Genomic DNA, 20,791 nt, shown 5'->3' on the forward strand with positions numbered 1-20,791 from the left:
CAAGCTACTGTCCGAATTTGCGGGGCCAGCTCTGTGTCCCTCGGCATGTACAACGCACGCGAAGACATCGATGTGATCGTGCGTGCCCCTTATCAAGGCGCGACGATGCTCGTGTGATCTAACGAGCCTAAGAAGTTCACGTGGCGTCGAGGTAGCTCGCCTTGAGATCTAGAGCGCGAGATCGCGCACGTCATTACATCGCAGGTGAGCACCTGTAGGTTTCAATAAGTATGAAGGATTGGAAGCCAGACTTGCGGCCTGCTTCCGCCTTACACCGCAGAGCGTTGCTGTCGCGCATAAACTCAAAAACTCCGCCGTGAATTTCACGCGCGGCCGCCTTGTTCCATTTCGAACACCGCCAAACCAAGAGTCCCTCGCAAAGGCGAGATGTCGGATTCGCAACAACAGCCCGTCACCGTACAAGTCGCGCTAAGAAACTGTTGTTGTTCTAGTTTTAGTGCTCATGAGACCCTGGCATGCCGGTTGCAAAGTCTTGGATCAAGAAGCCGCCCTCCCAACAGCTAACCTTTTAAAGGACACCAGATGAGTCTCGCCACGACCAACAGCGTCGCAGAAATCAGGGCTCGCAACAAAGAGCTGATCGAGGAGGTGCTGAAGGTCTATCCGGAGAAAACCGCGAAAAGGCGTGCCAAGCACCTCAACGTGCACCAAGCAGGTAAGTCGGACTGCGGGGTGAAGTCCAACATCAAATCCATACCCGGCGTGATGACGATAAGAGGGTGCGCCTATGCAGGGTCGAAGGGGGTGGTCTGGGGACCAATCAAGGACATGGTTCATATCAGCCATGGCCCGGTTGGCTGCGGCCAATATTCATGGGGCTCGCGGCGCAACTATTACGTTGGCACCACGGGCATCGATAGCTTCGTGACTCTGCAGTTCACCTCCGACTTCCAGGAAAAGGATATCGTATTTGGCGGCGACAAGAAACTGGACAAAATCCTTGATGAAATCCAAGAGCTGTTTCCACTCAACAACGGCATTACGATACAATCAGAGTGCCCGGTAGGGTTGATCGGTGACGATATCGAGGCGGTGTCAAGGGCGAAATCCAAAGAATATGGAGGCAAGACCATCGTGCCGGTCCGTTGTGAGGGCTTTCGGGGTGTGTCGCAGTCACTAGGCCATCACATTGCAAACGATGCGGTACGCGATTGGATTTTCGGGCATATCGAGGCCGAGGGCAAACCAAAGTTCGAGCCGACACCATACGATGTTGCGATCATCGGAGACTACAATATCGGCGGCGATGCTTGGTCATCGCGAATTCTGCTTGAAGAGATGGGACTACGGGTAATCGCGCAGTGGTCCGGCGACGGTTCACTGGCCGAGCTCGAAGCAACGCCGAAGGCAAAGCTCAACATTCTGCATTGCTACCGTTCCATGAACTATATCTCACGCCACATGGAAGAGAAGTTCGGCATCCCTTGGTGCGAGTACAACTTCTTCGGACCTTCAAAGATCGCGGACTCACTGCGCAGGATTGCGGGTTATTTTGACGACAAGATCAAGGAAGGCGCCGAGCGAGTGATCGAGAAGTATCAGCCGCTGGTGGACGCCGTGATTGCAAAATATCGCCCGCGCCTCGAGGGCAAGACGGTGATGCTGTACGTCGGCGGCCTTCGTCCGCGTCATGTGATTGGCGCGTACGAGGACCTCGGGATGGACGTCATTGGCACTGGCTACGAGTTCGGTCACAACGACGACTATCAGCGCACAGCTCAGCACTACGTGAAAGACAGCACCCTCATCTATGATGACGTCAATGGCTATGAGTTCGAGCGCTTCGTCGAAAAACTCCAGCCTGATCTTGTCGGCTCAGGCATCAAGGAAAAGTACGTTTTCCAAAAGATGAGTGTGCCGTTCCGGCAGATGCATTCGTGGGACTATTCGGGTCCATATCACGGTTATGACGGCTTTGCGATCTTCGCGCGCGACATGGACATGGCCGTCAACTCGCCAATTTGGAAAAGAACGAAAGCTCCCTGGAAGGAAGCGCCGAGCGCCAAGCTCCAGGCTGCAGAATAACGCAACTCGTCTCGCTCTCCGGGAAAGCCCGGGCGATTCCAATCTGATAGTGAAGGATTTCACCGATGCCGCAGAGTGCCGAACACGTGCTCGATCATGTCGAACTGTTCCGCGGTCCAGAATACCAGCAAATGCTGGCGAAGAAGAAGATATTCGAGAATCCGCGCGATCCTGCCGAGGTCGAACGTATCAAGGAATGGACCAAAACGGCCGAATATCGCGAAAAAAACTTCGCGCGGGAGGCGCTGGCGGTAAATCCGGCGAAGGCGTGTCAGCCGCTTGGCGCCGTATTCGCCTCTGTCGGCTTTGAGCGCACGCTGCCCTTCGTCCACGGCAGCCAAGGCTGTGTGGCCTATTACCGCAGTCATTTGTCGCGGCACTTCAAGGAGCCTAGCTCCTGTGTCTCTTCATCAATGACGGAAGATGCTGCCGTATTCGGCGGTCTGAACAACATGACCGACGGGCTCGCGAACAGCTACAAGATGTACAAGCCCAAGATGATTGCGGTTTCCACAACCTGCATGGCCGAAGTGATCGGCGATGACCTGAACGCCTTCATCAAGACGTCGAAAGAAAAGGGCTCGGTTCCGGCAGACTTCGACGTGCCGTTCGCCCACACGCCCGCATTCGTTGGCAGTCACGTCACCGGCTACGACAATGCCCTCAAAGGCATTCTGGAGCATTTTTGGGACGGCAAGGCCGGAACAGCGCCGAAGCTGGAGCGCAAACCGAATGGAGCGATCAACATCATTGGCGGGTTCGATGGATATACCGTCGGGAACCTTCGCGAGATTAAGCGCATCTTGGAATTGATGGGCATCCAGCACACAGTTCTCGCCGACAATTCTGAAGTGTTCGACACTCCGACAGACGGCGAATTCCGGATGTATGACGGTGGTACGACGCTGAAGGATGCGGCGAACGCGATTCACGCCAAGGCGACCATCTCCATGCAGCAATGGTGCACGGAAAAAACGCTGTCATTTGCGGCAGAGCATGGCCAGGACGTTCTATCCTTCAACTACCCGGTAGGCTTATCAGCAACGGATGACTTTATCGTCGCGCTGTCACGCATCAGCGGCAAGGAGATTCCGGAGCAACTCGCGCGAGAACGTGGCCGCTTGGTTGATGCCATTGCCGACTCAAGCGCTCATGTTCATGGCAAAAAGTTCGCGATCTATGGCGATCCGGATCTTTGCTATGGATTGGCTGCGTTTCTGCTCGAACTCGGCGCCGAGCCGACCCATGTGCTGTCCACCAATGGCAACAAAGCGTGGCAGGAGAAAATGCAGGCGCTGCTTGCAAGCTCGCCATTTGGACAGGGCTGCCAAGTCTATCCGGGGCGGGATCTCTGGCACATGCGTTCACTCTTGTTCACCGAGCCGGTCGATTTTCTGATTGGCAACACCTATGGGAAGTATCTGGAGCGTGATACCGCAACGCCACTGATCCGCATCGGCTTTCCGATTTTCGACCGGCATCACCATCACCGCTCCCCCATATGGGGCTATCAGGGCGGTCTGAATGTGCTGGTCAAGATCCTGGACAAGATCTTCGACGAGATCGACAACAAGACCAACATTCTTGGCAAAACCGACTACAGCTTCGACATCATTCGTTGATGAGCAACTACACGTGCCATCGTCCAGGACTGGACGATGGCACGAGCACATAACGGTTGAGTTTACAATTTGTTGCCCTGAGAGGAAGCAGGATGAGTTCACTGGCGGCCACGGTCCAGGATATCTTCGACGAGCCGGGCTGCGCCAAGAATGGCAGTAAGTCTGAGGCGGAACGCAGGAACGGCTGTACCAGACAGTTGCAGCCGGGTAGCGCTGCGGGTGGCTGTGCTTTCGACGGCGCGAAGGTTGCGCTGCAGCCGTTCACCGATGTCGCTCACTTGGTACATGGCCCGATCGCGTGCGAAGGTAATTCCTGGGACAATCGCGGCGCGGCGTCGTCCGGCTCGGATTTGTGGCGCACCGCTTTCACAACCGATTTGAGCGAAACCGATATTGTATTCGGAGGCGAGAAGCGGCTGTGCAAAGCGATCAAGGAGATCATCGACAAGTGCGATCCGCCCGCAATCTTCGTCTATCAAACCTGCATCCCGGCGATGATCGGCGATGACATCAATGCAGTCTGCAAGGCAGCGTCGCGAAGATTCTCAAAACCGGTGATCCCGATCAATTCTCCGGGCTTCGCCGGTTCGAAAAACCTCGGTAACAAGCTCGCGGGCGAAGCCTTGCTCGACTACGTGATCGGCACGCGAGAACCGGACTACACCACGCCGTACGACATCAATCTGATCGGAGAATACAACCTTTCAGGAGAGCTCTGGCAGGTGAAGCCAGTGTTAGACGAGCTTGGAGTGCGAATTCTCTGCTGCATTTCGGGCGATGGCAAATACCGCGAAGTCGCTTCATCTCATCGCGCGCGGGCGGCAATGTTGGTGTGCTCAAAATCCATGATCAACGTGGCACGCAAGATGGAGCAACGTTACGGGATCCCATTCTTCGAGGGGTCGTTCTACGGTATTCAGGATTCAAGCGAATCGCTACGCCAGATCGCCCGCTTATTGGTTGAGCGCGGCGCCCCGGCAGATCTGCTCGGGCGCACCGAAGCGGTGATCGCGCGCGAGGAAGCGCGGGCGTGGGCTGCCATCCAGCCGTACAAGCCGCGACTCGAAGGCAAAAGGGCCTTGTTAATGACCGGCGGTGTCAAGTCATGGTCGGTCGTCTCGGCGCTCCAGGAAGCCGGGCTGGAATTAGTCGGAACCAGTGTGAAGAAATCGACCATGGAAGACAAGGAGCGCATCAAGGAGCTCATGGGGCAGGATGCCCACATGATCGACGACATGACTGCGCGCGAAATGTACAAGATGTTGAAGGACGCAGAAGCGGACATCATGCTATCGGGCGGCAAGTCGCAATTTGTCGCGCTGAAGGCGGCGGTGCCATGGGTCGATATCAACCAGGAGCGTTGCCACGCCTATATGGGCTATGCCGGAATAGTCAAGCTGGTGGAGGAGATCGATAATTCGCTCTCAAGCCCGATGTGGGAGCAGCTACGTCGGCCAGCGCCATGGGAGGCTTTGGCCAAAGCGCGGGAGCAGATGCAGTCCATGGCCGCGATCGCCGGCGATCCGGTCCTCGCCGAAACAGCGCGCCGCGCGAGGAATATCTGCGTGTGTAACAGGGTTGATCTGGGCACGATTGAGGACGCAATCTCCGTGCACGGCTTGAGGAGCGTCGCAGCGGTCCGAGAGCATACCAATGCGGCCGGTGGCTGCTGTCAAGGACGCATCGAAGATATGTTGATGTCCGAGCCATCTGATATGCGACAGGCCGCAGAGTAGGGAGTCGCCATGGCCCTGGTCACGGCGCCGACAAAAGCCTGCGTTGTCAACCCGCTGAAGATGAGCCAGCCGATCGGCGGCGCATACGCCTTCATGGGGCTGCGCGGTGCGATGCCGCTTCTGCACGGCTCACAGGGGTGCACATCCTTCGGTCTCACGCTCTTTGTCCGGCACTTCAAAGAAGCAATACCGCTGCAGACCACCGCGATGAGCGAGGTCGCGACCGTACTCGGCGGATATGAAAATTTGGAGCAGGCGATACTTAACATCTCCAAGCGCGCTAAGCCGAAGATCATCGGAATCTGCTCGACCGGTGTCACCGAGACCAACGGCGACGATGTGGAAGCGTACCTCAAACTAATCCGGAGTGCGTATCCGCAACTCACAAAGTTGCCGCTCGTATATGTATCAACGCCTGATTTCAAGGGCGCGTTCCAGGATGGGTGGGAGAAGGCAGTTGCACGCATGGTGGAGGTGCTGGTGGACCGGCCAAGTGCCAATGGCCTGCGGGATCCCTCGAAGGTAAATGTTCTACCGGGGTGTCACCTGACGCCCGGCGACCTTGATGAACTCCGTGCCTTGCTGGAGGATTTCGGATTGTACCCCTCCTTTCTCCCTGACTTGGCGGGATCGCTCGACGGGCATATCCCCGATGAGTTTACGTCAACGACCATCGGCGGCATTGACGTCGACGAGATCGCGAGCATGGGGCGCGCAGGGTGGACCATTGCAATCGGTGCGCAGATGCAGCGCGCGGCTGAGGTCATGCAGACTAAAACCGGGGTGCCTTTTCGTGTGTTCGAGCGACTGTGTGGTCTTCATCCAAACGACGATTTCATGATGTTTTTGAGCGAGATTAGCGGGCGCCCGATACCCTCGAAATATCGACGCCAGCGCAGTCAGCTCGCCGATGCTATGTTGGACGCGCACTTCCATATTGGCGGCCGCAAAGTCGCGATCGGTGCCGAGCCAGACCTTCTGTTCGATTTATCCGGCATGCTGCACGATATGGGCGCGCAGGTGACCGTCGCCGTGACGACCACTCAGTCTGAGGTGATCGAGCGAATCAGGACCAAGGAGGTTCTCATTGGTGACCTCGAAGATCTGGAAGGATTTGCAAAAGAAAAGCATTGCGATCTGCTGATCACGCATTCGCATGGAAGGCAAGCGGCGGGGCGGCTGAAAGTGCCGTTCTATCGCGTAGGTTTTCCGATATTCGATCGGCTTGGCGCGGGCCACCAAGTATCCGTCGGCTATCGTGGTACCCGCAATGTGATCTTCCAAATCGCCAATCTCGTGATCGCGCATCGCGACGAGAACGACCGACCTACACCCGATAGGTGGCGGACCACGCCCGGACTGCCACAACACGTGGGGCATCGCCGCTCCACTGGCGCGCCTGAAAGGTCAATTGCATGAAGGTCGCTTTTGCCACTCAGGATCTGAGACGCGTCGATGCTCATTTTGGCTGGGCAAAGAATATTGCAATCTACGATGTCGCGCCCAGCGGGCATGTCTTTCTTAAAGCTATCGAGTTTGAGGGCGATCTTGAGGAGGACGGCAGTGGTGACAAGTTGGCGCCAAAGATCCAGGCGATCAAGGATTGCGCCATCCTATACGTCGCGGCCATTGGTGGTGCCGCGGCTGCGCGAGTGGTGGCCAGCAAAATTCATCCTATCAAGGTGAGCAAACCGGAAAGCATTCACGTGTTGCTGGAAAAGCTCGAGTCGGTGCTGAAGGGCACGCCACCTCCCTGGCTGCGCAAGGTCCTTGCAAAGGACCAACCGCGATCGTTTGAGTTCGACGAATGAGATGATATGACCGCAAAAATAGCGCAGCAGGGCAGCGTCGTCGACGCACCATTTCTAATCGAGTTAGTCAAGCTTTGGCGCGCCCAGGATACCAATGAAGCCTGGGAAGGGAAGAGCGACCTTGATCTGCTCGAACCCTATATCCTGAACAGGGAGAGACGACGCGCATTGCCGATCATCGGTGATCCCGATCCCAATACACTATGGCGGCTTGAGTTGTTCTTCAATGCGGTCGGCCTGTCAGTAGAGAGGGAGACCGGCATTATGGTTCAGCCGATCCTGAAGCTGCATCATGAAGGCTTCGGGCGCATAGTGCTCATCGCAGGGCGGTTGGTCGCCGTAAACAAGCAGCTGCGCGACGTGCATCGCTTGGGATTCGATAATTGCGTCAAGCTGGCTCAAGAGGGGGATAGATATGTCAGCGAGGGAATTGGCCTGATTCGGAAATTTCCAGACGTGGCTAACTATTGAGGATACTCACTCATGGGCGATCAGTGAAATACTGAAGGCCGAACTAAAGAAAGTGTCCGCCAAGGCGATACAGGCCAAGATGGATCTGCACGACCTTTCGGAAGAATTGCCCATCAACTGGACGTCGATTATGGCGGTGGCGCAGAAGGCGTACGATGTCTATGTCGAACTGGAGCGCAAGAGTCGCGAGCTAAAAGAGCTGGAAAATACTTGAAGGGCAATGCATGTCATTTGCAACGCGAGACGGCCGCGACTGGATGCCACAATACCTAGCCTCGATCGATGCCAAGAAGTGCATCGGCTGTGGCCGCTGTTTCAAGGTGTGCGGTCAAGATGTCATGACTTTGAAAGGCATCAACGAGGAGGGCGAACTCGTCAACCTTGACAATGACGCGGACGATGAAGTCGAAAAAAAGATTATGGTTCTGAACGATCAGGGCGCCTGCATCGGCTGCGGTGCGTGCGATAGGGTTTGCCCGGCCAGCTGCCAGACCCACGTCCCAGCCGCAGCTGCATGAGCGAAGGGGATCTATCTCCCGTTCGCCGCAGCGCGTGGAGGGAGGCCCCGCTGGATCAGGTCAATCCGCAACGGAGACTCGTGCCAGCCGGCCCGAATGGCCCGATTTTTTCCCTGAATGGCAAGACGGAACGAGCGGAGATGCGCATGGCCGAATGCTGCTCAGCCCCGAGGCAAGCCATACCGGCTGTCTGGCGCCTGCTTGCAAGTCTCGCTCGTATCGCAGGATCCGCGTTTTGTCGAAAAGCGACTTGGCCTTGGGCGGGCGATCATATTACCGTCGTGGTCGTCTAGTCGGTTTTCCGAATAGGCACTTCCTTCGGAGCCAGTCGTGCTCATCCTATCCTGTGGCCTTCGGTTGCGGGATCGGCAGGAGCGAAAGTCTGCCGCGGTCCACGGGTTTTACAATTGTCCGGCCGATCATAGCCGCCGATCGCGTTGAAGCGCATGTGATGGTGGCACCTGTGTCTTCGCGATTCTATCCTGGGACCGGATGGTGCTGCTCCGAATTGGATGACAGTGCAATAGCACGTGCGAGTCGCGGACGCCGCGACAAAAGCACCGGGCAGCAATTCTGCGCGCACGCCGCCGATCCTCGATAGACGGCTGCATTGGTCAATGGCAGCGACGACCGAAAGTAAAGGGCGGTGCTGCAGATCTGCGCCGTTGAACGTCACATTTTTGATGATCAAGCGCGGACAATATCGCACGCCATCAGCCTGCGATTGCTGGCCAGCGGGTGCGTGACTCGCTTGCGGATTGCGCAGCCGCAGCCTCCGAGCGCCGGCAGATGCTTAGGTCAGGTTGTGGTCAGTTAGGTTGTATATTATGAACGCGAGCTTGCGCGGCATGAGCTCAATCGCGTGCAATGTTGCCGATAGGAGAGCGATCTGATGTATGGCAGAGTCGTTGGCTCATCCAGCCAATCCACAAGCGCTAATCAAGTTGATGAACCGGGAGATAGCCCCCGCTTTGCGGAAACACTTGCAGGTATGGAGCCAGGCGGGTCGTCATCTGAAACAAGGGCGTACTATCTGAATTCCGGTCCGCCCATTGTTGAGATCGACCAGCGTTCCTTCGATCGAGGGCTGCAGAGATTTTTGGGCCGCGACATCATGAACATCGCCATTAATCCGCAAGAGTACTCAGACTTCGTATCAAAGAAAGCTGAGCGGGCAGCAACGGTTGCTGGCAGCTATAGCGCCACTCACTATGATCCAGCCAGGCCCGTGCGCTTCTTCAGCTATCAATTGGGTGACGAAACAGTTGGCCTGTTGAGAGCAGGAGGTCCGGTTCGGATCAAGGGGGAGACCTTCCGGGAAAAGTTTGGGCGCAACGATCTCACGTCCGTGGTGGACCTTCGGGTCACTCATCCCCTGGTTGAGAACGCGGGCGATATTTTGCTTGAGTACCAGCTGAGAGAGGATGGTGATGATCCCTTGATCTTGTCAAAACCAGGCTTGCCCGGCATGGAACCCCGCCTAGCAGAAATGGGTTTTGTTCATGTGGGTCGAAATCACTGGGTGCTTGATCCTCACCAGCATCCCGAGGTGTGGACGAAGAATGAGAACGACCAGTGGCAGCGAGTAGGCAAGCCTACGAAGTACCTTAGTAAGGTGGAGGATGATGATGCCGCCGCTGAATCGACGGTCCAGGCGGACTATTCTGACGAAGATGATCCGTCAGTCTATTTGGAGCGCGTCCTCACGGGGCTAAGCATGGAGTAACGCAACGGCGACCCTGAGCCATTTTTCGAAAGCTGAGAGCAGTGATATCGACACTCAGTTTCGAAAGCGAATTGTTGCACGATGAGCCGTCACCTTGCTTGAAGTGCATGTTGCCGAACGCGCATGGAGTAAGGTGGCTGCAATAGCAACACCGAACCTGAAGTGATGGGCGTTTGACCGTTCAAAGCGCGGGCGCAACAGTCTTAGTTCAAAGGGGGCGCGCGCTCGCTGCGCGCGCCCTGCGCCGGCTGGAAGCGAGCACATGGCTCTTCTGCGAAGGCCGCGACGCCGTGAGACATACGCCATCGGAGGGCACCGTGGCCCCGCTATGCGGCGTGGCCATTAACGAGCAGCAGCGACATCCGCCGCGTTTGGCCGTCCGGCAAGCCCGGAGCGCGGAGCAGCAGTTCTGCAGCTAGCACGGAGGGAACGAGAAGGCTCAATGTTCCTTTGTCTGAAATATACGCCGCTGTGCAACGAGATCTGCTGAAATAGCCAAGTTTGCGCGTCGGATGACCAGACACGATTCGTTTCGGCGCTCGTACGGTTATTGCAGGGGCAATTGCACAGCGACAATTAAGTCTTGCAAGAGCAACCTATGCAGCCAACTCTCGTCTATGCGATTTGCAGCTTTACCGACATTCCGAGCCGCCAGGCCATCGGATTTCATCTTATGGTCCTCGAAGATGACGGCAATCACCGGCCGTGGCCCATCATTGTGGTGCGATGGGGCAAGAAGGTGCTTGGCTATGTCAATAAATGCCCGCACCACAGCGTCAATTTGGACTGGGAGCAGAACGAATTCCTCGATCCAAACGGTATCCGGCTGATGTGCGGCAAGCACGGTTCGACCTTCGAACTCGGCACCGGGCGGTGCGTCGAAGGTCCATGTCAAGGTAGAGCGCTTACGCCGATCGCGTTGGTAGTTGTGGATGGCGACATCTGCGCCGTCGGTGTGCATCTCGCGGAGGACGATGCATGAGCCAACAACTGAAGACCGCCCTCAGACCGGGCGGTTCTCGTTGCGGTTTTTCACAGCCTCCATCCTCTTTAGTCCGTCGTCATACGAGATTTCCTCATAGGATAGATCGAGATCCCTTGTGGCATCGAGGAGGTAATCAAGCTTGCCGGCCGGATCGAGCTTCTTGATGTCGTCCTTGTTCAGCCCGACCAAGTCCATCATCTCCTTCCAAACCGTGGATTCATCGCAGGGTAAGACGTGGAAGTTAATATCGCCGAGCTTAACTCGATACTTCGCCAGCAAATCGATGTTGTTGCAGAAAATGAAATAGCTGCCGATTGGGCTCAAGGCACCGTCGAGGACGGTCGCGACGTCAACAAGATACGCGAAGGAATGTAGGTAGCCGGCCAGCACGGGGATAGTGCGTTCTCCGTTTTGGGCGATCGTCAGAACCTGCTCAATGGAATAGTCTGGCGGTCGTTTCTCGTCCGCGACCTGAGTCTGGAACTTTAGTGCGACGTCGCCGCGAAAGCCGAACCGGCCCGGCTTGGTGGTCGCGCCTTTGAATACGGCGTTGAGAAGGCGGCTCTCCTTCTCAAGTCTGCCGAGTGCAGTGTTCTCGATAGCGGTCATTAAATCTGTCCTTGATCTATGCTCTTCACCGACGCGTTGTCGGAGCCAGATGCGATGCAAATTGCCTGCCGTCGCCTGCGTGGCGGCGTTCAGTGAAGCTCGGAAAGAAAACGCGCCGGTGGCTGGCACCGCCTTACGTGCCTTGTCAGGAACCCGACATCCGTTGCCAGCCAAGGGGCGCGGAAATGAGCATCATCAGGCGTCTGCGCGCTGGCACGTGACTTGCTCTTAGCTGGGCCTAAGCTGACGAGGCAAAGACGTGATCAACCTGACCGATAGCGCAGTCAATGCAATCAAGAGCGCGATTTCATCTTCGGAGCGGCGGGCGGGTGGTCTGCGCGTCATGATCGAAGCAGGCGGCTGCAATGGATTCAAATACAAGATGGGCATCGCCGATGAGCCAAAGCCTGACGACACCGTGATCGACTGCGATGGGCTCAAGGTGTTTGTCGATAGCAAGAGCCGAGAGCATCTGGCCGGCACAACCATCGATTTCGTGCTGGCACCGGAGAGCTCTGGCTTTACCTTTCATAACCCGAACGCGGCCACCAACTGCTCCTGTGGAAAATCATTCGGCTGATGGAAACATTGATCAGGCGATAAGGAAAGGGCAATGAACCACACCGGCCGAACCAGACCGACTGAAGAACTCGTCGATCCCCACGATGCGAGAGGGTCCCGTTCGCTGCGCGAACGAAGAGATCGGACCCAATCGCCAAGCCGAAGCTGGCGCCTGTTAGCTGATCGGCACGATAGCAGCATGCTCTTGGCGCGGCTCGACAATGCTGGCAAGCCGTACAAGCTTCCGAGCGTGAGTCTAGAAGGGATTCAGGGGCACCTGGTAGGTAAGATCGGAGGTTTGGATCGCCTGGTCCTCGTTGTTGCTGCAGGCGGGGTGGTGCAGTGAGCGAGAATCGAGCGCCGATTTACCTCGATAACAATGCAACGACGCGAACTGATCCATCCGTCGTGCAAACCATGTTGCCTTTCTTCACTGAGCAATTCGGCAATGCCTCGTCCGCGCATGCCTTTGGCAACGAGGCCGCAATTGCGGTGAGGCAGGCACGGAGAAGCTTGAGCGGCCTGCTAGGTAGTGCATACGATCACGAAATCGTCTTCACCTCGGGAGGGACCGAAGCCAATAATGCCGCAATCCTCTCGGCACTTGCAACCCAGGAAGGTCGAGACGAGGTTGTCACCACTTCGGTTGAGCACTCCGCCGTACTTGCGCTAACGGAGCAATTGGCGGCAAGGGGAGTCAAGACGCGCATTATTGCCGTAGATGCTTGCGGCCGGCTCGACATCGAGGCGTTTCGCTGCGCGCTTGGGTCACGCACAGCGATTGCCTCGGTTATGTGGGCCAATAACGAGACCGGAACGATATTTCCCGTGAAGTGTCTGGCCGGGTGGACCCGTGAGGCGGGAGCGCTATTTCACACAGATGCGGTGCAGGCCATTGGTAAAGTACGCTTAAACCTAAAGGACAGCACGATCGACATGCTTTCACTATCCGCGCACAAACTGCACGGCCCGAAGGGGGTAGGTGCGTTATATTTGCGTAAAGGGACAAAATTCCAGCCGCTGATCTGCGGCGGATCACAGGAACGAGGGCGGCGCGCTGGGACCGAGAATATTCCCGGAATCGTCGGACTAGGAAAAGCTGCCGAACTTGCGGCGGAGCGGCTTGAACCCGAGCGCATCCGCATTGGCGCGTTACGTGACCGCCTTGAGCAGGGAATTTTGCGCAATGGCGAGTGCGTTGTGCTTGGCGACATTCGCAATCGTTTGGCGAATACGACTAATATTGCCTTCGACCATCTCGAAGGTGAAGCGATTGCCCACCGTCTTAACCGGGCGGGCATCGCCGTATCGCTCGGGTCAGCCTGCAGGTCGGGCTCAATGCAGCCATCGCATGTTCTGCGTGCCATGCAGGTGCCTGCGTGGCGGATGCACGGCGCCGTGCGCTTTTCTCTTTCGCGCGAAACCTCCCTCGCCGAAGTCGATGAGGCCGTGTGCGCTGTGTCAGATATCGTGACTCGCATGCGCGCCAGCTCCCGCGCCACGGTCAGGGAGCAGACCTCGTGAAAATCATGATCCGCCGCTCTCCGGACACGGGCTTGTCAATCTACGTGCCAAAAAAGGATATCGAAGAGTCAATCGTGGCCTCCGAGTACGAGACCCTATGGGGCGGCTGGATCAAAGTCGCTAACGGTTGGGTGCTCGATTTGCCCGAGATGGCGAGCGACACACGGTTACCGATCACAATCGACGCGAAGAAGCGGGATGAGAGCGGCGACGATCCATGAAGCGCTCACGGAGATGAGCGCTGTCGATGCGGCGGATGCAAAGGTTACTCTCGCCGACCTTGGCGCCCGCCCTGGGGACCGAGATCATTGTCGTCTCTCTCGTCCTGGCATCAGGGAATTGAAAATGCGATGTGCTGAGCACACCAGATGCATCGGTCGGCTTATTCGCCGGTAAGTCGGCGCTGTCTCGGGGCTTTGGGGGTCGACTGGCTGCGGCGCAGCATATCAAGATCAGCAAACGTCGGCCCGCCGCGACGGCATTGATGAGGCGGGGTTTACTCAGCCAGTCGGGACAAGGCGATTGCACCATCATCTTTGGCCCTCATTGCTGCCTGTCATATTCGGACGCGTGTTGCCCTAGTATTGGCCTTATGATGTCCGGCTTCCCCAGTTCGGATCGGGCCAATTGAGAGCGGCAGCGCGCGAAAGCCCGTTCAGATGAGCTGGATCGGGGCGAGCCCCGCGAGAGTGAAAAGCACACGAGATGGAGCCCCGAGTGAGAATGGCGACGCATCTGTCGCTTTGCCAACAAGCTCATCATTGCTGTCTTGCAAGTGCCAACGCTATCGCTGCGCCTACTCGGTGTACTGTGGTTGCATTCGCATCATCCTCGCCACGGCATGCAAGTTGCTAATCTTCCTGAAGCGCGCTCTAGGATGATCTGTGGGCGTCGATGCTTGCAGGGGAGTGATCTCGGTCGTGGAGCGCGGAAAATATATCAAAGCAGCGGTCAATAGCGGGAAGATCATGCAGTCCATAACCGAGCATAAGGGCTGCCGCGCTTCGGCGAAGACCGGGCGGGCGAGCTGCGGCTCGCAGGCCGGCCGAGGCGATCTGCCGGTCGAAATCTGGGAAAGGGTGAAAAACCATCCCTGTTACAGCGAGGATGCGCACCATCATTACGCTCGCATGCATGTCGCGGTCGCACCTGCCTGCAATATCCAGTGCAACTACTGCAACCGAAAATACGACTGCGCCAATGAATCGCGTCCGGGTGTGGTGAGCGAGAAGCTCACCCCTGAGCAGGCAGTGAGAAAAGTGATCGCGGTCGCGACGACCATTCCGCAGATGACGGTACTTGGCATCGCTGGTCCCGGCGATGCCCTGGCCAATCCAGCAAAGACGTTCAAAACGCTCGCGTTGGTCACCGAGGCTGCTCCTGACATCAAGCTGTGTCTGTCAACCAACGGACTAGCGCTGCCAGACTATGTCGATACCATCGTGAGGGCCAAAGTTGACCACGTCACCATCACCATCAACATGGTCGATCCTGAAATCGGAGCCAAGATTTATCCATGGATCTTCTTCAACCACAAGCGATACACCGGCATCGAGGCGGCAAGGATACTCACCAATCGCCAGCTTCAAGGGCTCGAGATGCTTAGCGAACGGGGCATTTTGTGCAAGATCAACTCGGTGATGATCCCCAATATCAATGATGACCACCTGGTCGAGGTCAACAAGGCGGTCACGTCGCGCGGTGCCTTCCTTCACAATATCATGCCGCTGATCTCCGTACCCGAGCACGGAACAGCATTTGGCCTCAACGGTCAGCGCGGTCCGACGGCTCAAGAATTGAAGACGCTGCAAGATGCTTGCGAAGGGAAGATAAACATGATGCGGCATTGCCGGCAGTGCCGCGCTGATGCGGTCGGTCTACTCGGCGAGGATCGCAGCGCGGAGTTCACCAATGATCAGGTGATGAAAATGGACGTCCATTATGACCTAGAGATGCGCAAGGCTTATCAAAAAAGGGTAGAGAATGAGCGCGTCTCCAAAGTCGCGGCCGGTCAAAAGGAGTTGGCGGGAGTCTCCGGAGAGATGAGCGCGATCACTGTTCTAGTAGCCGTCGCAACTAAGGGCTCGGGATTGATCAACGAGCACTTTGGACATGCAAAGGAATTCCAACTGTACGAGCTCTCCACATCCGGCGCCAAGTTCGTCGGGCTACGTCGTGTGGAGGGTTACTGCCAGGCCGGCTATGGCGAGGAAGATAGGCTATCCGTGATCATGCGCGACATCCGTGACTGCCACGCGGTCTTCGTGGCTAAGATCGGCGGCTGCCCCAAGAGCGGCCTGATCAAGGCTGGGATCGAGCCGGTCGATCAATTCGCCTATGAGTACATTGAGAAGTCGACGATCGCTTGGTTCAGGGCCTATGTCGGCAAAGTAAAGCGCGGGGAGATCCAGCATGTGCAGCGCGGCGTGCCCCCGCGTTGGCCTGGAGATCGGATCTCTGCGGCGTAAGGAGGAATATGTGCCATTCAAAATCATCGCCTCGCAGTGCACGAGCTGCTCAGCTTGCGAGCCTTTATGTCCGAACGTTGCTATTTCGGAGAAGGGGGGAAACTTTGTCATTGAAGCGGCGAAATGCAGCGAATGCGTGGGGCATTTTGACGAACCGCAATGTGCCGCTGCCTGTCCGGTCGACAACACCTGCGTGGTTGACAGGGCCTTGCCTCGCTACCAGGCGCCCGTCTGAAGTGTGGAGCCTGACCGGCAATGCAATCGCTGGTGCTGAACACGTCCCAAACGTCGCGCTGCGAACTGGCGGCTCCGCAGGCGCCGGCGTCTGCTCTTACGGACGGTGGCCGCTCTGGATTCCTGCGATGGGGCTGTTGCTGGCGGGCAGCACAGCCTGGCGACATTTCGGCGCTCGAGGGCGCCTCGTGATGCGGAGCAGAGTGTCCCCTCGGCGTGCCCCCGCGCCGTCGGTGCATGAGGAGCGAAATATGAACAGAATTCTCCGGGATAGCGACGCCGTCGAGCTAAGCGACCCACCCGCCTTCAGCTTTGGCCAAAAGCTTCGCGCCAATCGCGTCATCCGGAATGATGGCACCTATCCCGGCAAGGAGATCGGAGACGTCTTGGTCAAGAAGGGGGAGGTGGGCTACGTCGTCTCGATCGGCACGTTCTTGCAGCAATTCTACATCTACGGCGTGGAGTTTTTGGAAAGCGGCTACCGCGTTGGCATGAAACGCAAGGAACTTGAGCCAGTGGATGCAGGCGAGGAGGTCGATGATTTGCCACTACCGGAGGAGTCATGACTCAGCGAGGTTTTCCAAAATATTGGTGGGGCCAGCGGGGTAAACCGACAGCCGACCTGATCAAGCACCGCTCATCGGTCGATACGGAGACGGACGGAGCTTCGCTCGCCGCCAGGCCGAGCCGCCAGACCGTCATCGATACTCTCAACAACAAAGCGCATGAGCCTATCTTTATCGTTGATTTTGGTGAGGAGCTGCTCATCTGCTGGAGTTCAAGAGAACATCAAAAGGCATTGAAGGGAGGCTTTCATCATGAATTCCGCACTGATGAGGAAAGTAAAACCGGGGTTGGCGCGTCATCTCAACGAGCTTGATCGCAAACGGATCGAACGCGGCTTGAGCGCGCGGAAGCGCTATCTCTACGTCTCGCCAAACGTGACGCCCGTGTGGGGCGGCTACTGCATCGAGAGTCCCTGCTGCTCGCGCAATATCGACAAGGATGGCGCGCTCGTCGATGTCGCGCTGATCCTTTATGATGGCGTGACCGGGATCTGGAAGCTGTTTCGCAAAAATCATGCGGGGGGAGTCTGGGAATTTTACAGCTTCTATCATCGCTTGATCCCTGCAATCGACGAATTGAATGCGGATCCTGAGCGCCTGTTCTGGCAATGAAGGACCACCGTCCCCGAGGATAGAAGAACGACGATGGCGATCACGACCGAGGAATTGATCGAGATCGAACGGCTGCTTGCTGCCGATAGCGACGGCATGGGTCCCTTTGTCCAGCTGCGCCGCGGGCGGGGCGTGATGCGTGAGTTCGACACTCAACGCGGGCGACCGGGATCGCATTGGCCAAAGGAATGTTGGGCCGTGAGCAATGAGCCGGCCGAATACGGCGCAGTGCTGTGCAAGCCTACCGATGATGTCTTGGAGTGGTGTCGCATGGTCGAGCAGTGCTACGACGCGCATCTGCAATCACGTGAAGGAGTCCCGCTAAGATATTCGAAATCGACCACATTACAGTCGAGCTTGTCGGGTGTCAGCTCGTGATCGTAAGCGGCCAAAATAAGGAATCGGTATGAGCTTGTAACAAATCATCATCCACGTCCGCTTCGCCCCGAATGGGCGGGTGATACAAATCGGCCAGCGTCCAGGGAAGCTCACTCCGAACGGGTGGTTCGATGTCCTCAACACCCGTGCCAGCTCGGCTTATCAGCCGCTCGCTCGTGGCCGCGGGGTATTCCGGTTGAGCCGAACTGCTGTCGATACCTTAAAGCAGGAAACGACGGGGCCGGGTTGAGCGAACCGGTAACCGCGATTTGATGAGTGAACAGATCGAGGGCGACGCCGTCTCTCCGGCCGACATTATTGTTCTGAGCGAGGCAATGGGCATTCAATCGCTGATAGCGGCGAGAACGTCGGCATTGCCGCAACTTCCCTCAATTGTGAGGCGCGCTATGACGCATTTGGTGTGCAACTTGCTCTTCGAGAAAGTTGATCGGGGGGATTGTTGCATGAATGAGAGGTCTCGATGCCGGGAGAAGAGGTTGTCATTGATCAGCAGGCGACCTTCGGACGTGAATGTGCCTATCGCTCATCTCAGCGACGACAGCGAGTAAGGCGCCCGACCATTCCGACTGCCTTCGCAAGCGGGAGTTGGTGTCAGCAGGTGTCCATGCGCCAATGGACGGTCATCGTTGGACATTGCGGGCGGCTATGCGCTCACATCTCATCCCGACAGCTGAAATTCACTATCAGAGGATAGGCGCGTGAACTCAGAAAAAGAATTTCATCTCCCTCAACTCTATAGGCACCATGTCTTTGCGTGCAACACGCAGCGTCCGCCAAACCATCCCCACGGCAGTTGTGGCGCCTCCGGCGCGCAAGCTCTGTGGGATCGAATGGGCAAGGCGATCGAAGCGCAAGGCCTCGACGATATTGGCTTCGCGACTGCGGGCTGCCTTGGCTTTTGTAACTCTGGTCCTTTGCTGGTTGTCTATCCCGACGGAGTCTGGTATCGCGCGACCACGCCTGAGGATGTCGACGAGATCGTCATATCCCACCTCAAGCACGGCCAACGTGTCGACCGGCTTGTGATAGTGCTCAAGCGAAGCTAGAGGCGTCGCTTGGCGGCCGCTTGCCGGGTTAGCTAGCATGGTCGGCTCGACGTTGGGGGGCGGATCGTCTGAGATTAACCGGGCACTTCGCGGCCAAGATTAGGCTGTCAGCGGCGTATCGCCTTCTTATCAGGCAAATGGGAAAATGGCTTCGGTCTTAAGCGTGGCGAAACAGACGTATGATCATATTCTGAGTCGACGTTTGTGTAATGTTACTCACGTGCTGCGCGATTCGTAACTTGCAGCGCGAGCAACGCCAGCGGTTCCCTCTCTTGCGAGCTGACGCGTCGATGGCGCGTCAGCCGGCTTTCCGTGTCAGTCCGGCGAGAGTAGGAGACGAGCTCGATGATCCTGCTGGGATCCGAGTTTATCAAACGGCCTCTCCACTCTGGCTCTGCTCTAACGTCAGAACTTGTAAGCGACGCCGCCGCTGACGAGCCATGGATCAATATGGGCGCGGCCCGTAACGGCAATCGCATTGTTTAAGGTGGCCGAGTACTCCGGCCGCAGCCACAGCTTTTTAACGTCAAAGTTGAGGCCCCAGTGGCGATCGAGCATGTAATCGAAACCGAATTGGACTGCCGCGCCGAATTGGTTTTTGATGTTTAGATCCGTGACGGAAAGCCCGGCGAGCGAAGTATTGGCTGCCGATTGGTTGAAGAATACAGTGTAGTTGATGCCCGCGCCGACATAGGGCTTAAGCGGCCCAAAATCGGTGAAGTGATATTGCAGGGTCAGTGTAGGAGGCAAGAGCCAGGCTTTGCCGATATCGAGCCCTGTGAGCGCGCCATTGCCGCTGACGTGATGGCTGGTCACGCCGAGAATGAGTTCGGCGGCTAAGTTAGCTGTGAAGAAATAGGTGATGTCGAGCTCTGGTATAGCTTGATCGCTGATCGAAAGCCCAGAGTTGGGTGATGACAGCAACGGCGTCCCTGGAACGTTGACGGAACTGCCTGCGGTATCCGGCAAAACGCCAAGCACGCGCAGGCGGATCATCCACGGGTTGCGGGGTTCAATAGGGGGAGCTTTATAGTAGACCGGCGCCGGACCCAGATCAGCACCACGTACCGAGTTGCTGGCCAACGAGGTCGCTAGCGCGAAGACCGATACAGTTGCCAGGACTGTTCTTGCTCTCATCGAATTCTCCATTCCAAAAGTCGCGCGAGAAGCCGCGCAAGGTCTCTGTCACACATAAGGAACGGCGAAAGATTTGATACCAATCAAATATGGGAGCGATCGTGCCGCTCAGTTGCATCAGGATCACAGCTGCGAAACACGTTTTGCTAAAGGAAATACTCGCGCCAAGCAAGCCGCAAGTCGAGAACGTCATTCTTCTGGTGTGATCGTCCGGAACAGGCTCATTCGCTTGATCCCATCTTCGGGCAGCGCGTGCGAGTTGCTTGGTGCAGGCATCCCTGGAGATGCTCCTGCGTCTGGTGGCCAAGCAGCGACAGCGCGGGCTCGCGATCGAGCCCGGCACATCGTATTCCGTCTAAGTCGATCAACGGTCGTCGTATCAGGAGTGGATCACTCACCATCAATGCGAGTGCGCTCGCCGCGTCGATAGAATCGAGATTGACTTCGCCCGACTTGACACGAGGCGCGGCTCGGTTGAACCAGGAGCCGACGGGCATATTGCGAAAGAAGCTGCGCAATTCGTCCGCATGCCATGGCTCCTTCAAGATGTCCTGGACGACCACGTCATGACCGGCGGACTTTAGCGCTTGAATCTGACGCGCGTTCGTGGCGCAGCCGGGCTTCTGATAAAAGATGATTGTAGCCACGGCGTACCTATGTAGGCGTGCTATGCTGGGCGAATAGCACAGGGCTGCTGCTTCCCGGGAGCCATTCGAAGTT

General features: G+C 57.0%; 24 protein-coding genes. 21 read left to right on the plus strand and 3 right to left on the minus strand.

The genetic code is table 11. From position 1 onward, the window contains the following. Positions 1-543 precede the first annotated feature (543 nt). The 10 genes from nifD to IC66_RS0139165 all read left to right on the plus strand — a co-directional run bounded on the left by nifD (position 544) and on the right by IC66_RS0139165 (position 10,912). Positions 544-2,046: a nitrogenase molybdenum-iron protein alpha chain gene (nifD, locus tag IC66_RS0139120; RefSeq protein ID WP_011084552.1), complete on the plus strand. Its 1,503-nt coding sequence runs from the start codon at positions 544-546 to the stop codon at positions 2,044-2,046. 65 nt (positions 2,047-2,111) lie between these two features. Next, positions 2,112-3,668 (plus strand): nitrogenase molybdenum-iron protein subunit beta, encoded by a 1,557-nt coding sequence (gene nifK / locus IC66_RS0139125; RefSeq protein WP_011084553.1) that lies wholly within the window; start codon positions 2,112-2,114, stop codon positions 3,666-3,668. Positions 3,669-3,760: 92 nt separating this feature from the next. Further along, positions 3,761-5,404 carry a nitrogenase iron-molybdenum cofactor biosynthesis protein NifE gene (gene nifE / locus IC66_RS0139130; protein WP_011084554.1) on the plus strand — a complete coding sequence of 548 codons (1,644 nt, stop codon included), beginning with the start codon at positions 3,761-3,763 and terminating at the stop codon, positions 5,402-5,404. 9 nt (positions 5,405-5,413) lie between these two features. Next, complete coding sequence (nifN, locus tag IC66_RS0139135) at positions 5,414-6,823, plus strand: nitrogenase iron-molybdenum cofactor biosynthesis protein NifN (protein ID WP_011084555.1); 1,410 nt, start codon at positions 5,414-5,416, stop codon at positions 6,821-6,823. Next, complete coding sequence (nifX, locus tag IC66_RS0139140) at positions 6,820-7,215, plus strand: nitrogen fixation protein NifX (RefSeq protein WP_011084556.1); 396 nt, start codon at positions 6,820-6,822, stop codon at positions 7,213-7,215. The genes nifN and nifX overlap by 4 nt, the downstream gene beginning before the upstream one ends. Before the next feature lie 6 nt (positions 7,216-7,221). Then, positions 7,222-7,686 (plus strand): NifX-associated nitrogen fixation protein, encoded by a 465-nt coding sequence (locus IC66_RS0139145; protein ID WP_011084557.1) that lies wholly within the window; start codon positions 7,222-7,224, stop codon positions 7,684-7,686. A 19-nt stretch (positions 7,687-7,705) separates the two neighbouring features. After that, complete coding sequence (locus IC66_RS0139150; protein ID WP_026312876.1) at positions 7,706-7,900, plus strand: CCE_0567 family metalloprotein; 195 nt, start codon at positions 7,706-7,708, stop codon at positions 7,898-7,900. 10 nt (positions 7,901-7,910) lie between these two features. After that, positions 7,911-8,204 carry a ferredoxin III, nif-specific gene (gene fdxB, locus IC66_RS0139155; protein WP_011084559.1) on the plus strand — a complete coding sequence of 98 codons (294 nt, stop codon included), beginning with the start codon at positions 7,911-7,913 and terminating at the stop codon, positions 8,202-8,204. 892 nt (positions 8,205-9,096) lie between these two features. Then, on the plus strand, positions 9,097-9,930 hold the full coding sequence (locus IC66_RS0139160) for a host specificity protein (protein WP_225895108.1): 834 nt from the start codon (positions 9,097-9,099) through the stop codon (positions 9,928-9,930). A gap of 598 nt (positions 9,931-10,528) precedes the next feature. After that, entirely contained in the window at positions 10,529-10,912 is a 384-nt protein-coding gene (locus IC66_RS0139165) for a Rieske (2Fe-2S) protein (RefSeq protein WP_038951167.1), read from the plus strand. Between the two features lie 21 nt (positions 10,913-10,933). Here the strand turns inward: IC66_RS0139165 and IC66_RS0139170 are convergent, their stop codons facing one another. Further along, complete coding sequence (locus tag IC66_RS0139170) at positions 10,934-11,524, minus strand: hypothetical protein (RefSeq protein ID WP_014497969.1); 591 nt, start codon at positions 11,522-11,524, stop codon at positions 10,934-10,936. 259 nt (positions 11,525-11,783) lie between these two features. Here IC66_RS0139170 and IC66_RS0139175 point away from each other — a divergent pair, with 259 nt between their 5' ends. From IC66_RS0139175 to IC66_RS44290, 11 genes are all read left to right on the plus strand, one after another. Further along, entirely contained in the window at positions 11,784-12,104 is a 321-nt protein-coding gene (locus tag IC66_RS0139175; protein WP_011084564.1) for an iron-sulfur cluster assembly accessory protein, read from the plus strand. Between the two features lie 33 nt (positions 12,105-12,137). Beyond that, positions 12,138-12,431 (plus strand): hypothetical protein, encoded by a 294-nt coding sequence (locus IC66_RS46820; protein ID WP_131234256.1) that lies wholly within the window; start codon positions 12,138-12,140, stop codon positions 12,429-12,431. Further along, a complete protein-coding gene (gene nifS, locus IC66_RS0139185) occupies positions 12,428-13,609 on the plus strand; it encodes a cysteine desulfurase NifS (RefSeq protein ID WP_028144283.1) in 1,182 nt (393 codons plus the stop codon). The genes IC66_RS46820 and nifS overlap by 4 nt, the downstream gene beginning before the upstream one ends. Beyond that, on the plus strand, positions 13,606-13,830 hold the full coding sequence (gene nifT / locus IC66_RS0139190) for a putative nitrogen fixation protein NifT (protein ID WP_011084566.1): 225 nt from the start codon (positions 13,606-13,608) through the stop codon (positions 13,828-13,830). Before nifS ends, nifT begins: the two co-directional genes overlap by 4 nt. Before the next feature lie 747 nt (positions 13,831-14,577). After that, positions 14,578-16,077, plus strand: a complete 1,500-nt coding sequence (gene nifB / locus IC66_RS0139195) for a nitrogenase cofactor biosynthesis protein NifB (protein WP_011084568.1) — start codon at positions 14,578-14,580, stop codon at positions 16,075-16,077. Positions 16,078-16,087: 10 nt separating this feature from the next. After that, positions 16,088-16,312 carry a 4Fe-4S binding protein gene (locus IC66_RS44280; protein WP_011084569.1) on the plus strand — a complete coding sequence of 75 codons (225 nt, stop codon included), beginning with the start codon at positions 16,088-16,090 and terminating at the stop codon, positions 16,310-16,312. A gap of 250 nt (positions 16,313-16,562) precedes the next feature. Continuing rightward, entirely contained in the window at positions 16,563-16,877 is a 315-nt protein-coding gene (locus tag IC66_RS47380) for a nitrogen fixation protein NifZ (RefSeq protein WP_028153326.1), read from the plus strand. Beyond that, the gene (locus IC66_RS46825; RefSeq protein WP_014497965.1) at positions 16,874-17,191 is read left to right on the plus strand and encodes a hypothetical protein; all 318 of its coding nucleotides are present in this window, start codon (positions 16,874-16,876) and stop codon (positions 17,189-17,191) included. The genes IC66_RS47380 and IC66_RS46825 overlap by 4 nt, the downstream gene beginning before the upstream one ends. Next, positions 17,130-17,489, plus strand: a complete 360-nt coding sequence (locus IC66_RS46830; protein ID WP_038951168.1) for a DUF3024 domain-containing protein — start codon at positions 17,130-17,132, stop codon at positions 17,487-17,489. Before IC66_RS46825 ends, IC66_RS46830 begins: the two co-directional genes overlap by 62 nt. A gap of 33 nt (positions 17,490-17,522) precedes the next feature. After that, positions 17,523-17,867, plus strand: coding sequence for a hypothetical protein (locus IC66_RS0139210; protein WP_011084572.1), 345 nt, complete (start codon positions 17,523-17,525; stop codon positions 17,865-17,867). 719 nt (positions 17,868-18,586) lie between these two features. Further along, on the plus strand, positions 18,587-18,934 hold the full coding sequence (locus IC66_RS44290) for a (2Fe-2S) ferredoxin domain-containing protein (RefSeq protein ID WP_011084574.1): 348 nt from the start codon (positions 18,587-18,589) through the stop codon (positions 18,932-18,934). A gap of 405 nt (positions 18,935-19,339) precedes the next feature. On the opposite strand, the gene IC66_RS0139225 is transcribed toward IC66_RS44290, so the two are convergent. Both IC66_RS0139225 and IC66_RS0139235 read right to left on the minus strand, forming a co-directional pair. Beyond that, positions 19,340-20,083, minus strand: coding sequence for an OmpW/AlkL family protein (locus IC66_RS0139225; RefSeq protein WP_018647470.1), 744 nt, complete (start codon positions 20,081-20,083; stop codon positions 19,340-19,342). Positions 20,084-20,292: 209 nt separating this feature from the next. Beyond that, positions 20,293-20,718 (minus strand): ArsC/Spx/MgsR family protein, encoded by a 426-nt coding sequence (locus tag IC66_RS0139235; RefSeq protein WP_011084576.1) that lies wholly within the window; start codon positions 20,716-20,718, stop codon positions 20,293-20,295. Positions 20,719-20,791: the final 73 nt, after the last annotated feature.

Origin of the sequence: Bradyrhizobium genomosp. III (assembly GCF_000261705.1) — a bacterium.
GTDB classification, from domain to species: Bacteria; Pseudomonadota; Alphaproteobacteria; order Rhizobiales; family Xanthobacteraceae; genus Bradyrhizobium; species Bradyrhizobium ottawaense.